The sequence below is a fragment of the Cytophaga sp. genome (assembly GCF_051961495.1).
GTDB lineage: Bacteria > Bacteroidota > Bacteroidia > Cytophagales > Cytophagaceae > Cytophaga.
Window position 1 is genome coordinate 1 of the sequence record NZ_JBQCDF010000175.1, and the last position, 15590, is coordinate 15590.

A 15590-nucleotide genomic window follows, 5' to 3' on the forward strand; every position below is an offset into this window, starting at 1 on the left:
ATTTGATGGATTATTATTCACACCGATTGCTTCCTGGATGGGATCAATCATACATTTTGATTTTTATGCAGTTTATCACAATTATTTCCAGAACTATTTAAATGGATTTAATTACACTTCAGGATTAACAAACAATCCGGCCAGCTTTAATAATGTACTTGCTTATGGAAAACAAATTACTGCTCCTGTTGTATTATATCAGTTGATCACTGTAAAAGAAATAAGTAATGGAAGTTATAAATCACCAGTATATCAGAAAAAATATTATCAGGTATATACAAATGATTTGATAACAAGAGTCGAACAGTCTTCTGCTGTATCCAGCAATTCAAAAGCACGGACAATATTTATCAATGATAAAACATCCAGGGTTGGGAATGTGCTTTCAGAGCAAAATTATGATAAAAATACAGATAAATTTTTGTCAGGTAGTAATTACACCTATAGTAACACCTTTGATATACCAAATAATCAGGGGATCATTGGTCAGGTATCTCACGAGCATAGAATTTTTCATAAAGGTGCCTTAAATGAATATCACTATGCTATTGTTGCGGTAAATGTAGTTTATCCATCCGTGCTATTAAGCAAAGCAGATGTTGGCGCATCCCATTGCATCACAAACAACGCAATCAATAATGCCTTTGATTTTTACTCCGGTGATGTAACAGAATTAGTGTCGACAGATGCTAATGGAAGTACATTTAAATCACAAACGATTCCGGCTTATGTAAAATATCCGGGTATGGGAGTGAAGGTTGTAGCAGCTGGCAATAAAAATATGTTGGTTCCTACAACCGCGGGTTATAAAATTAAAGTAGATACGGTTCATTATAACTCTCATATAGATACATTGACATCTTCAATATCTACCTGGTCGAATACGTGGTCCAAAAGATTCCTGAAGAACAGTACATATTATGTAGATACCGTTGATGTTGGAGTAAACATCTGGAGACAAAATGAAGTGTGGTTCTGGAATAGCCCGAATTTAAATACAGACGGTTCGTACAAGAAATTCACTCCATATGCATATGGTTCAGGAAGCCAGGCTACAGGCTGGCAGAAGCAAGGGTTCATTTACAGATACAGCCCTTTTTCTCAAAAACTGGAAACAAAAGATTTGAATGTAAACAGTGTGTCAACAAAACAGGGATATAATCAGGCATTCACGCTGACGGCAGGAAGTAATTGTAAATATACGGAAATAGCTTTCTCTGGTGCTGAGGATTTGAATACGATTGCAGACCTTACCTATTTTGGCGGAGAGGTTTCTAAAGGCGGTGGTACGCAAACAAAAGCCGCTGCCCATACCGGTAAATACGGGTTAAGCATTGCTCAGAATAATACAGGATTTATTTACAGAGCTCCTATTGATACCAATAATATCGAAAGAGGCAAACCCTACAGAGCAAGTGTATGGATCAACAACAACGGAAATACAAATGCAGGTATTTACTACAAATTTACGAATCAAAGCGGCGTACAACTTTCAGGGACCTCAACGACAAGGGTAACATTGACTGGTAATACGAATGTTACAACCTGCGGAAACTGGAAATTGATAACGATTGATATTAAAGTGCCATCAACGGTGGCCCAGAATAATTTGCTGGAAGTCGGATGCGACAATCAATCTGCTACAATAGCTTATTTTGACGATATCCGTTTTTATCCGCTTGATCAGCCGATTGTAACGTATGTATATGATCCAAATACTAAATGGAGAACATATGTATTGGATGCAGATAATTTCTATACACGAACTCAATATGATAATGCAGGCCGTGTGGTCGCCATTTACAGAGAAACAATTAATGGCGAAATTCTGAGAATGACGAAACAATATAATTTCCCTCATTAAATTATAATCTGTATGAAAAAATATATCTATAGCGTAATAATCTTTTGTTATTGTGTATTGGCGTTTGCTGCCAGTCCCGTTGTTTTATCTGAGTTGTTTGTTTCTTTCAGACATATTGATGAAGGAAATCAGTATCACCAGATGCCATCTGTAGGTTCAGAGGAACATAAAAACAGAAAGTCTGAATTGAATATCGTATTCCACATCAGCGATCCGAAACAACTGAAGGAAGTTGAGTTGCTATATGGCACAACAAGCGGATCCGGAAATCTTGTAACGATGAAATTAACATATGAAGAAAAGAACGGAGAACAGTTTCTGGTACATGGCCAAAAAACATTTCTGATCTATAACAACAATGTTAATCTTACCGCATTGATTCCGGAGAGTATTGTTAAAAATACAAGCTATACAACAATTAAAGCAACTGATAAATCAGGTGTTGCAACGAATGTTTTAACTAAAAGAATGAACTAAGTATGAACATGCTTTCAAAATATATTCTCCCGGTATTTTTATTCCTTTGCGTGTTTCAAGGATTCGCTCAATCATTAAGCATTGATGATGAAAACCTTGTTACTGCAGGTGTGCAGTCAGACTTAAATCTGGGCGCTACAGGTTATACAACGGCGCGCGGTCCTGTTGTAGATGTTCACAACAATTCAGGTGTTGTTGTATACGCCTATCAGGGCGCGGATGCGGTAGGTTCATCGAATCATGATATTTACTGTGTGATCTATGATAAAAAATGGAATGTGATTACACCGGAATTCCGTGTGAATTACAATACCAGCGGTGATCAGTCAAATCCTGTCGTAAGAGTAAACCAAAATGATAACTCATTCGTTATTGGCTGGTCGAGTAACCATGGTGCAGATGGCGATTACGATGTGTATACAAAGAAAATCAATTTGTATATTGACAATCCGGCTGCAGTAACAAACGTTAATGAAAATAGCAATAAGGTTAATACCAGTACAGTCGGTAAGCAGTTGTTGATCAACATGTGCTTTGATTATGTGCAGAATGAACTGATTCTGGCCTGGAGAGAATACAATGGTAATGATGGTAGTGGTGTAGGGATGTATGCGGGAAGAGTATATTACCCGGATTATACAGTTGTAGGCACAGATTTTTTAGTTAACCAGACTACAGCAAATAATCAGACCCCATATGGGTTGGAATATTCTCCGGTAACGAACCAATTGATTGCTATGTACACGAGTGTGCCATCAAGCGGAGCAAGCGATGTATATGTGCGAAGATTTACAAGATCAGGTACAGGAACATTTGTCGGAATGGCAGAAGTAAAGGCAAATAGTACAACTGTTACAAATCACTGGTCGCCAACCATGACTTTAAATAGTACTACTGGAGCTTATGCACTGGCATGGAACGCAGACGGGCAATATGGTCCGCGAAGCATTGCATATAAGGTATATGATAAAAATGGCGCACAGTTAAAAGCAGAATCAAACGCTACAGTCAATACGACCTGTAATACCTATAATCCAAGAATCATGTGGGATGAGGGTACTGGTTATATAGTGGTGTTTTATTATGCAAACACATGCAGTACGTCACCCAATCTGCTCAACTACCAGATTATTAATAACAGCTACACGTTTGTGGGTACACAACAAAATGCTGTGTCCACAGATGCTGCTAATGGAACAGCGGGTCTTATGTTGGCATATAGTCAGAAATTTAAAAAGAGTTATATCGCATACTCTATATGGTCAGGTTCTAATTCGAATGCCTTTGCGCGTACACTCATATATGCCAATGCCTCAATTCCTCCACCCTTATCGTCATGCAGTACGGACCCTGGCATGATCTGGGAGCAGACTACCTATTATGATGAAAATGGAAATATCATAGATGAATCCAGAATATATTATGATAAAATGAACCGTGTAACCCAAACGCAATACAGGAATATTGCTGCCGGAAATATTCTCGCAAAAGCTACCTTATATGATCAGATGGGACGCAAAGCGATAACAACGCTTCCTGCACCGATCAATCAAACCTGCTTTACTTACAATCCTAACTTTGTAAAAGATACAACAGGTCATACATATACCTATCAGTATTTTGATAACAGGGTTGCTACAGCTACGCCTGGAACATTAGGCTACTACTATAGTAATAACAATACAACAGAACCTTTTGTTGCAACTACCGGTTTCCCATATCAACGTGTAGGCAGGACAGATACTGCATTTGGCGGACAGGTTTCTGCTGCTATGCCGGGAGACTCTTTGCAAGTGAGTAAAAATAAAACCGATCGCTTGCAGTTCATGTCTGTTGGAAATGAAATGAATAATTATGCGGCGGTAAGAAATTCATATATCACCACCAATGCAAAAAGTTGTGCCTGCGGAGCAACAAAGATTATTGCAACAGACCCGAACGGGAAACAGGAAGTTTCTATTGTCGATAAGAATGGGCGTCTGCTTTCAACAGTTACCGCTGATTCAACCAATGCAGCAGTGAATACTGTATCCTTTGGAATGGGTGGTTACTATTACTATAATTTCAAAGTAAATTCTCTTGGTTACAGGGTATTGAAAAATATAACGGTTCAAGGTACAGACAGTATCTGGGTGTATAGTCATACTACACCATATTCTTCAGGAGTTTACTTGTATTATGCAGGTTTGCCAGCAAACTTCTATTTGCCAACACAATTGCTGGATTCAATGAACCTGTATACGATCGGTGCAGAAGCTCCCATTCAGGTCCGTTCGAAGCAGCCATTTAAAGTTAAATACCTCGTACATTACCAAGGTGTTCCGGGATGTGGGGATTATACTCAAATTGACAAGGGGACTTATTACAATGGAACAGGTACTTCTGCATCAATCTATTTAAAAAAGACAACGAGCTTTAGTTTATCTTCGACAAAACCCAATACAAAAATAAAAGTAACCTCATTGAGTACTGGGAAGGTTGTTTACACAGGTCTGACTTCCGCGTTCAATGTGAGCACACTTAAACTTCCTGATACATATAAATTCGAAACCATTGATTATTGGGTCGCCCCGACAGATAATGTTTATACAAGTACATATTATGCTTTCCCTGTCACGGAAACATGTGGTACACCTTCTGTAGGATTCTATCAAAAGACACTTGATTCTGTTGCAAATGCCAACATTACTATTTCCTATTACAACGATTTCACGAAACATAATTATGTGTTTTATGATGATCTGGGAAGAGTTATTAATAACACCGAAGCTAAAGGTGTTAACTTAGGAAGTTCCGCTAAGCCTGCAATGACAGTAGGGACAGGCTTTAATACCATGGGGCAGCTGTTATCAAAAAATGATCCTGATTCTAAATTAATCACGTATGTGTATCGTAAAGATGGTAAACTGCGCTTCTCGCAAAACAATAAGCAGAAACAGACCAATAAGTTTACATACATCAACTATGACCGTTATGGTAGAGTAGTTGAAGTTGGAGAGTATGATCCAGCATTGGATGGTTCGCCAAAAACATATGAGGTACAAACATTAACGCCATCAGGTCCTTCAAGTGTAATCAATATACTTGAGTCAGTAGCTCCAGGCGGAGGTTTAGGTGGGCCAACCTGTTCATGCAGAACAAATGCAAGATCCATGGTATATAGTGTGCCAGACCCGGCTATACCGGTTGCCAGAACCCAGCGTTTTCTGCAAGGCAAGCTTTCATATAAATACAGCAGCACTGCTGCAACCTGGTTCAGCTATGATGAGTTGGGCCGTATTGAATGGTTGGTTAAGAGTATATATAATTTCGGCGGCGCAGGTGTAACCAAAACCGTTACGATTGATTATACCTATGACATGGTGGGAAATATCCTGAGCGCTGTTTATCAGAAAGGGACAGCCGCTGAACGGTTTGAACATAAATATACGTATGATATCAGCCAGCGCTTGATACAGGTACAGTCCAGACCGGGTGCAGGTATTTATCAGAACGAAGCAAAGTATTACTACTACCTGCATGGGCCGCTTAAACGTGAAGAGCTGGCAGATACTTTACAGGGAATTGATTATATATATACTGTAAACGGAGATTTGAAAGCCATCAACAGTCCTACACTGGATAATACCAAGGATCCGGGAAAAGATGGTTATGCTTCATCTGTAAATAAAAGCTTTGGCCGGGATGTATTTGGTCTGCAGCTTCAATACTACGATGGAGATTATGTACGTTCTGGAACGAATGTAACAACAACTGCTTTACCTGCAACGATTGCGAATAATTATGACGGATCAATTAAAGCAGCTAAGTGGCAGACCCGTGGACATGACTTCTCGGGAAGTATGGGGATGTATGCATACACCTATGATGGAGATCATCAATTGACCGGCGCCTCTTTTGGTACAGTAGCAGCGGCCTCGGAAACAGTATTCACAGCATCTTCTAATTTCAATGTATATAATCTTACCTATGATAAGAATAAAAACATGCTGACAAAAACAACGAAGGATAATACAGGTAGTATACGGAATGATTTTGTATATGAATATGATCCTACGGGAAAAACCAATCAATTGGCAGATGTTAAATACAACGGCACCAGCAATTATTACGCTACTTACCAGTATGATTCTATAGGCCAGATGAATCATGTACACTATGCAACTTCTGATATGTACATCGATTACGATATGTATAAAAAGGTAACAGCCGTTTATACAGATGCGGCAAAAACAATTAAAAAGGTCACGTTTGCATACGATGAAAATGGTTTGCGCTTGAATAAAGTTACATATGTAGGTGGTGTATATTCTTATACAACCTGGTATGTGCATGATGAGAATGGAGCGTTACTAAGTGTATACGATGATAATTCACATGCACTTGCCCAAACGGAACTATCGGTATATGGTATTAGTAAGTTAGGTCAGGCCTATGTGAGTGGAAGTACCTACACCTATGTGTACCAGTTAACAGATAATATCGGAAACATACGTGCCACGATTGCTCGTAGCAGAAGTGGTGTAGATGCAACCATTCTATCCTGGGCAGATTACTATCCGTTCGGATCGGTTATGCCGGGCAGAAGTGGAGTGAGCTCATTGGCATACCGTACAGGATTCCAGGGTGCCTATGCAGAGACAGATGCAGAAACAGGCTGGCTGAATTTCGAAGCCCGTATGTTTGATACAGAAATCGGTCGATGGTTTGTGCCGGATCCATGTCATGCTGATCCGAGTCCCTATGCATATGTTGGGAATGATCCTGTGAATAAGATGGATGAAGATGGTAGAAAGCCTCATATTCTAAGAAAATTATCTCAAGGGCTTAAGAAAGTAGTAGTAGCAGCCAGTGCTGTAGTTGTTGGTGCCGCCATGTGTGTAGTTGGTGTATGGACCGGACAACCGGAGCTTGTCGCCGCCGGCATAGGAGGAGCATTGAATACACTGAGCAATATTGATCATATCGTGGGTAATAATGCAGAGGGGTCAGGATGGAAACAAATAAAACGAGGGGCGGAATATTTTGCCGCGGGAGCTATCGGCGGAGCGCTTACATTGGTTAGCGGTGCCGGAGGCATGGCTGCTGCCGGAGCATTAAATGCAGCCATAGATGCGAATAATGGATATACGCAAGGAAAGAATGGGCATGGGTATAGTGCAAAAGCTCTGGCAATGTCTTTTGTGAACGGAGCCATGTCTGTTGCGGGTGTTGGAGATGTAGTAGATGCTGTAGCATCCGGAGGAAAAGGGATTGCTGAATCAATGATGGCAAAAGCAATGGAAAAACAGGCGGCACGCCAGGCGGAAAAACAAGCAGCCAAGCTAGCAGCAGAAGAAGCAGCTAAAATTGAAATTGGTAAAGCAGCGATGGAGTCGGGCATTAAATTTGCAACTATCGATCCGGCGATGTATGTTGTTAAAACAGAAACCAAATTACAGGAGCTTATCCGAGCAGGGCAAGAGTTTTACCAAAATAGTCATCTTAAGGATGTCGTTGAAGCATATAAGGATTTACAAGATAAGGCTGAAGAAGTGTTCTCTGCAGGAATGAGTACTGCCCCATGGGCGGTTTCAAAATATGGAGCAACTTTCTTGACGACTTATGTAGACCATGTAAGAAGCACACAACATGCATCAAAATATTGGACGCCTGCTGAGTGGGAAGACTTCTTCCTGGATGTAGGAATTGAAGAGACTAAAACAGCAACTGGTATTAATAGATATGATTAACAGTTTCAAAAGGAGCTCGACTTATGCGAGCTCCTTTTTATTTTTAGTTTTCCATTAGCTAAAATTAGGTTGATGTACAAATTTTTAGGCTCAATCTCATTCAAAACAAGAGTCAGTATTCAGACAACTCATGTTCTGCAGCAGTAAAATTTTGCGAAAACAATTCATGTATTAAGTCGAATTAGCTATCCATCGGAAGGAATTGCCGGGATTTTTTTGCACGGTGCTGATATTTTTCAATAATATTATATTGTTTTAGTTATCACGTAGTTGATTTTTTTATTCACTGTTTTTTTTATTCATATTATGATTTTGTAAATATAGTTTCAATGAAAAGTGCAGTTTTTATTGCATTACGCTATTTTTAACATTTGTTTATAAATAAGATTATACTACTTTTGATCCCCGTAGATCACAATAAATAATTTTATGAATAACAACATAATTAAAATTTTAATAGGCCTGAATGTAATTTTAATCGGCGCGGTTATTTTTTTAGCTGTTAAACTCTACACCGGAGAACAGATCTATTATGTAGACTCTTCCAAACTGTTGAAGGATTATAAAGAAATGGAAGATGCCCGTAAGGAATACACCAGGAAGATGGAAGCCTATAAAGCAAATGTTGATACACTTACCTCCGGCGTTCAGAAGCAGATTGAGCAGTACGAGAAAGAATCTTCGAAGATGTCGGATCGTGAAAAGAAGTTAAGTAGAGAACTGATCAATACCCGTCAGCAGGAGCTAATGGATTACCAGCGCGCGATTGACCAGCAGGCACGTGAAGAAGACCAGAAGATCATGGGCAAGGTATTAAACAACATCAATACCTATTTACTGGAATATGGTAAGAAGAAAAATTGCAGGTATGTATTAGTAGCCGCCAATGGCAACATCGCTTACGGAAATGAAAGTCTTGATATAACAACAGATGTACTGAAGGAACTGAATGAGCGCTATGCGTCAAAAGGCAGCACAACGGCACAATAATTAACAGATAAAAGTATTTACGAAGTTTTTATTCCCCTATATGAATTTTCGTTTCTCCGTTTTATTTTTTGCGGGCATACTGCTATGCAGTTGCGGACATTCTTCTATGACAGAAGAAGAGTTACAGACCTACGCACAGGATGCAGGCAATGGCCTGTTGCAGAAAGACAGCGTGCAGGGCCTGGTCATTGAAGTGATGAACAGACCCACAGGTCTACTGGTTGCGCAGGAGTTAAGAAATGAACCCACATTAACAGATTCGTTGGTTAAATCCGTGAAAGATCAATATGCCAGAAATCTGTATTTCAATCTTACTTTATCAGTGAAAGACCAGGACCCCATGTTGCATAGCGGCAGTATGAGCAGGTTCAGCAGTATGCTGCAGACCATGGCCTTTCAAATGGACAAATTTGTTTTTTTAACTACCTCCAATAAAGACACGATTCCTGTAGGAGATTTTGTGTACCCGCGTCTGTATGGCATGGGCAGAGGTTCTACCGTGATGTTTGCTTTTGCGGGAGAAGAGTTGGAAAAAGAAAAAGAGTGGGTAGAATTTCACCTGCTGGAATTCGGCATGGGATCAGGCAATCGCAAGTATCATTTTGATATGAAAGATCTGCGTGATGCACCTGATCTGAAAATTAACTTACCCGATACGAAATAAACAGAATACATTTCTGCAACAAGCCTGATGAATCCTCATGTTTATGAAGGTTATATGCATAAAAATAAAGAGATACGAATACGACTAGAATAAAAAATCCTATGTACAGCAAGAAGTATTTTTTAAAGACCCTGGCCATCTTCATGGCATTGAATATTTTCACACAGCTAGTAGCGCCAACGGTATCCATGGCGCTGACCTCAGGCCCTGCAACACCTGAAGTAGCAAGCTTTGAACCGGTCGATACAACCGATATGGTTGATCTGGTAACTGGAGATTTTAATTACAATATTCCTTTATTGGAAGTGCCGGGGCCGGAAGGCGGCTATCCGGTGGCATTATCCTATCATGGTGGGGTTATGCCTGCACAGGACGCAAGTTGGGTAGGCTTGGGTTGGAATTTAAATCCGGGCTCTATTAACAGGACAGTAAATAATTTTGCTGATGATTATTGTAATGCCAAGTACTATGTAGATGATGAATGGAATGGAGGGATAACAACAGAATACAATTTTGGTGTTGGTGTAGGTATTGCGAATATAGCTACTGTAGGAGTTGATGTTGGTATTAAACATGATACATACAGAGGTAATGGTGGATCTGAAGGCTTGAGTATAGGATTGGGATATAAAAATGGAATCGGAATCAATGCCAGCATTGGTTCTGATTCATGGAGTGGAACATACGGATCTGTTGGGATTGGTATAGGAGGTCGGGCGATGTCAGTGGGAGTGACAGTTGGCTCTTATGGAGGACAAACATACGGATCTTTTGGGATTAGCTCTCAAATCACTCAATCAACCATGGGGGTGTCTTTAAGCTCAGGGGGCTTAAAAACTTCTTCTACTATAGCAGGTGCTTTATCTGGTACAAATGATAATTATGGTAAAATCAGCACTTTTAGTGGAGGATTTGGACTACAGATTCCTATTTATTGTTTTTATGTGTCTGTTGGATATAAATATTCCAGATACTGGATGCGTGAAACAAGTGAAACGGCATTATATGGAGTGTTAAATAGTAAAGCTGCAAGTAACGTCAGCTCGACTCCGTATAGTACATCAAGTCTGGATTGTAATATATTATATGATCCGGGAGTAAACTTAGCAGACCAGAAAGATTTAGACTGGACAACAAACCCTGTTGTTGCCTGTTATGATAATTATACTGTTTTGAGTCAAGGTTTGTCAGGCTCTATAGAACCAGTTATGCTTGACAACGGATCTTTTTTCAGAAAAAAGTATAACAACCCGGATAATGGAAGTGTTAAAATGAAAACAGATATTTTCAGGCCATTCACAATTGACAAACACCAGTTTCGTTTTCGTAATGATTTTTCAAACAGTCATAAGATAACGCCAAGTGACTTTGCAGTGTCCGGTTCCACACTGTCATATCCTTCTTCAGGTATGGCCTATACGGCTGATCAATTGGATCCCAGAGGAATTTTTCAGACTCTTGATGGTTCAGGTAGACCAACGGAAAAGAAAATTGCCGGCAGCAGACATGTTGAATATTTCACCAATGCAGAAATAGCGGCAGGTACTGCAATCGGATTTATTAATACTCCTGCTATTCCAAATTCAGAAAGAAATTCACGAACTTTTACAGATGGCACTTTAGATACACCTACATCCTATGATATATCGAAGAACATTGGTGGTTACAGTATAACAAATGAAAATGGGGTTACATATCATTATGCACTCCCTGCATATACATATCAATACAGCCAAAAGTCTGAATCGACAAATAGCAGGACAGGAAGCATCCAGTCAAGAAGTATTTCTAATCCTAATCCCTATGCATATACCTGGATGCTCACCGCGGTAACTGGCCCCGATTATGTTGACAACAATCATAACGGGTTTGCAGATGCCGCCGACTGGGGTTATTGGGTAAACTTTGAGTATGGAAGGTGGACAGATCGATGTGGGTATAGGACACCTGACATAGGTGTAAATGCAGATATCGATGGATCAACATCAGTAAGTAGAGGTGGTAAAGAAATTTATTATATAAATTCAATTAGCACACGCACGCACACAGCGCTGTTTATTAAAGATAGTCGATTAGATTTAAAGGGAACAAATTCTTATGATTATGATTCTTATAGTAAGAATTATGTATAATCCTTTGCTGGAATTCTATCAAATGATGGTTCTTATTATATTGAGGCACCATATAGTAAAAATGACTCATACAAACCTGTAAAGTCATTAAAATTGAAAGAGATTATTTTAATTGAAAATAATGCATTAGCTAACGTTATATATCCGTATGCAATTACTGATCTTAAAGGAAATCATACAACAACAGCCGATAATAATTCATTTGTAAATGGTGATTGTAATAAATTAATCCGTTCATATAACAACGGCTCTCCTGTAACAACTTATAAACCTATTATTCATTGGGAAAATATGTTAGATGCAGCTGATTTAACACCGGTTCCATATGGGCAAAGTCTTAGTCTTGAAACATTAATCAGAAATACGGCAGTCAAGAGTGTACGTTTTGATCAGGATAATTCATTATGTTTAAATACTACAAATAGCTTCGATACAGATATAAATACCAAATCCGGAAAATTGACATTAAAAGCAATTCGCTTTTATGGACGGAATCAAGTGCAATTGCTTCCTTCAACAAACTTTAAATATGATTTAACAAATCCACTGCAAGGAAATATACAGATAACGAATATTGCCGGAGACGCTGGTTATACAGGTAAAATGGGTAAGATAGATTGCGGAGGCGCAAACAATTTTAATGTAGGTGATATTGTAACGTTTGTTCTGAATAGTAAAACATTTTATTGCACGTTGACTAAAGGTTACGGCTCACCGAACACAGCATATGATGTAGTTTTTTTGGGAGGTACATTACCTGTTACAGGAGATAAAGGAATTCCAGTTTTGGCATCACAAACGAAGAATCCGCCCTATTCGCCGGAGTATTATGATATATGGGGGATGTTTAAATCTGATTACAACCCGGTCGCAAATGCAAGAAGGAATAATTACAGACGTACAACAGATGTTTCATCAAAGGCCGTAGATTGCTGGAACCTCAGAAGTATAGAAACTCCTACAGGATCTACGATAGCAATAGATTATAAGTCAGATCAAATTGATCAGGTTGAACTTAAAAATTATTCTATACTTAATTGTTCGCCACAAGTAGGTACAAGATACTCTAATGAAGCAATCGGCGCTTATACCAATACATATTATATCTATGAAACACTTAACGGTGGGACACTTCAGAGTTTAAAATTCAATTTTACTCCGGAAGAATTAAGCGGTCGTGATCTTACGCAATACTATAGCGTAAATGATAAAGTAGACATTTATACTATGGGTATGGAAAGTTATTATGCATGTCCGTCAAGGACTGATCCATTTCCATCAGGAAGTACTTGTGCTGCTAATTCCAGGGATAAAAGTGCTGCTTATTTTAGCATAAAGTATGATGTTAAAGAGGTAGGTTCTAATTATATTATTGTAGAAAATTCGGCGCATAATTATTTTAAAGACGATGCTACCTGGCAGGATCAATATGGGATCACTTTCAATCCAAATGTTCTTCTTCATTATAACTCATTTATCAAAATTGTTCCTAAAGGAAGCGAATATGGTGGAGGATTATGTGTGAGCCAAATTTCTGTTAAAGACAATCTAGTTCAAAGTACAACAAAGTATACCTATGCAACTGGAGGAACTGCATTTTTGCCAAATTGTTATGACGATTTGGATACACGTCCTGATATTGCTGCAAGTGAGCCTGCATTACAATCTTATCGGAAAGAATATTACACAACTTTTGCAAAAATTATGGCAATGGCAAAAGATGTTGTAGCACCGGGTGTTTTATATGAATCGGTTAAAGTAAAAAACAGCGTTACTAAAAATGGAGTAACAACAGATGCGCCAACGTATCAGGCATATCAGTTTCAATCATTTAAAGAAGATATGATTGGATTTGAAAATGTATCCAGTAGTACCGGTACGCAGGCATTTGCCCGGACAACAAAGATTAGTGATAAAACAAGCCAGATAGGAAATGTAATATCCATTAAAACATACGACAAAAATAACCGGCTTCTTTCTGAAGTAAGTAACAACTATACATCTACTCCTGAAAATGACCAGGGCATTATTGAACAGGTATTTCATGAACAACGTCGTATGAACCCCGATTTAGGAGCTTCCTGGGAAAATAAGTTTGCCTCTGTTACAGTAAAATCACAATATCCATCTGTATTGATTTCTACAACGAATAAAGATTATACGAAAGGTATCACGACGACAACCAATAATACGGCGTTTGATTTTTATACGGGCGCTGTTACAGAAACACAAACTTCGGATAGTTACGGAAATACCTATATGGTTATTAACGATCCGGCTTATAATTGGTATGATAATGATGGATGGCCTGGAGGTATGGGCTTAAAATTAAATAGCGGCGTGAATATGCTGACACAAAATTCCGGTTCATATGTGATAAAGAAGAATGCTTCAGCTGGTGCATATTCTGTCAATGTGACAAGCGCTTCAATATCTGTTGCACCTAAACAGATATTGGTAACAATGAACGGAGGAACTAAATTACCTTTGTCTTGCCATGCCGGTACAAAAATTTCCGGGTTAACCTTACCCGTATTTATTAGCTGGATTTCAAAAGACCGGACTCAGTTTAAAGCTATAAGCCGGGCATCGTCAATAACCTCTGATCTTGGAGCCAGGACAATTACCATGGATAATGGGAATGTATTAAAGGCTGCTGTTACTACCTGGTCGGAAAATTGGAACTACAGACAGGGAAGTAATCAATATGGTTATTCAACAGCATCAATCCAGGATTATACATATTTCCCTGATCAATATAGTTATATTACTGTTGATCAGACAAAGTGGAGAATAAAATCATCGTATACATGGGATAGTCCCTATTTGAATACGGATGGAACTTACCCAGCAACAGGAATGGGGGCTTTTGTGCCATTCGATTATTCAGCTTCTGGCGCACAGACCTCTTCATATTGGAAGGCCGTTAATACAAATACTTTATATACACAATATTCTAAACTGCTTGAATCTAAAGATATCAATAATCAATATACTTCCATTAAATATTCGGAAGATGAAAGTTTAATCTGTGGAACAGCAGTAAATTCGAAATATACAGAATTTTCAATTGGCAGTGCAGAACATGGAGAAGGTGAGTTTGCAGGATATCCTGTTTCAACCTATGCGCACACAGGTGTAAGCAGTTATAAATTAAATCTGAATGGGGGTAGAATAGCTTATACAGTTAAATATAACGAGGGAGGAGAAGGAGGTTTTGGTAAGGGAAAACAATACCGTATTTCTGCCTGGGTGTACAAGGATAATATAGCAGACGCACAATTGTTTTATACCAGTACGGTGAATGGTACCTCAACTACAACAACTCAAAATTATGATGCTACCAAACATATAAAATGTGGTAACTGGATTTTAATGACAATGGATATTACTACAACAACTGCAGCAGGTACAGATCTGAAGGTTGATGTAGGCGTAAGAAATGCTAGTACATCTAATTATGTGTATACAGATGATTTCAGATTCCAGCCATTTGTTTCGGAAGTGCAATCATATGTATATGATAAGAACACAGGTTTACTTACATATGTATTGGGCTCTGATAACAGGTATGTGCGTTATGAGTATGATACCAGAGGCCGTTTGAAAGCCACATATAAAGAAACAACCAACGGCGAGGTGAAAATGAATGAGTATAATTACAATTTCGCACGTCCGATCAACTAATTGAAAAATATATCAGAAGATAAAATTATTTTATAGATAAAGCA

Annotated in this window: 7 protein-coding genes; all 7 read left to right on the top strand. The window is 38.7% G+C overall.

The window, feature by feature from the left end:
* The coding region (locus ACTHJT_RS09130; RefSeq protein ID WP_440237717.1) for a hypothetical protein at positions 1 to 1864 on the top strand (1864 nt) is incomplete at its 5' end.
* A 12-nt stretch (positions 1865 to 1876) separates the two neighbouring features.
* The gene (locus tag ACTHJT_RS09135) at positions 1877 to 2341 is read left to right on the top strand and encodes a hypothetical protein (RefSeq protein WP_440237718.1); all 465 of its coding nucleotides are present in this window, start codon (positions 1877 to 1879) and stop codon (positions 2339 to 2341) included.
* Positions 2342 to 2349: 8 nt separating this feature from the next.
* Positions 2350 to 8073, top strand: coding sequence for an RHS repeat domain-containing protein (locus ACTHJT_RS09140; RefSeq protein ID WP_440237719.1), 5724 nt, complete (start codon positions 2350 to 2352; stop codon positions 8071 to 8073).
* 429 nt (positions 8074 to 8502) lie between these two features.
* Entirely contained in the window at positions 8503 to 9063 is a 561-nt protein-coding gene (locus ACTHJT_RS09145) for an OmpH family outer membrane protein (protein WP_440237720.1), read from the top strand.
* A gap of 106 nt (positions 9064 to 9169) precedes the next feature.
* A complete protein-coding gene (locus ACTHJT_RS09150) occupies positions 9170 to 9727 on the top strand; it encodes a hypothetical protein (RefSeq protein WP_440237721.1) in 558 nt (185 codons plus the stop codon).
* Between the two features lie 101 nt (positions 9728 to 9828).
* Positions 9829 to 11859, top strand: coding sequence for a hypothetical protein (locus ACTHJT_RS09155; RefSeq protein WP_440237722.1), 2031 nt, complete (start codon positions 9829 to 9831; stop codon positions 11857 to 11859).
* Positions 11860 to 11952: 93 nt separating this feature from the next.
* Positions 11953 to 15546: a hypothetical protein gene (locus ACTHJT_RS09160; protein WP_440237723.1), complete on the top strand. Its 3594-nt coding sequence runs from the start codon at positions 11953 to 11955 to the stop codon at positions 15544 to 15546.
* The last annotated feature ends 44 nt before the right edge of the window (positions 15547 to 15590 follow it).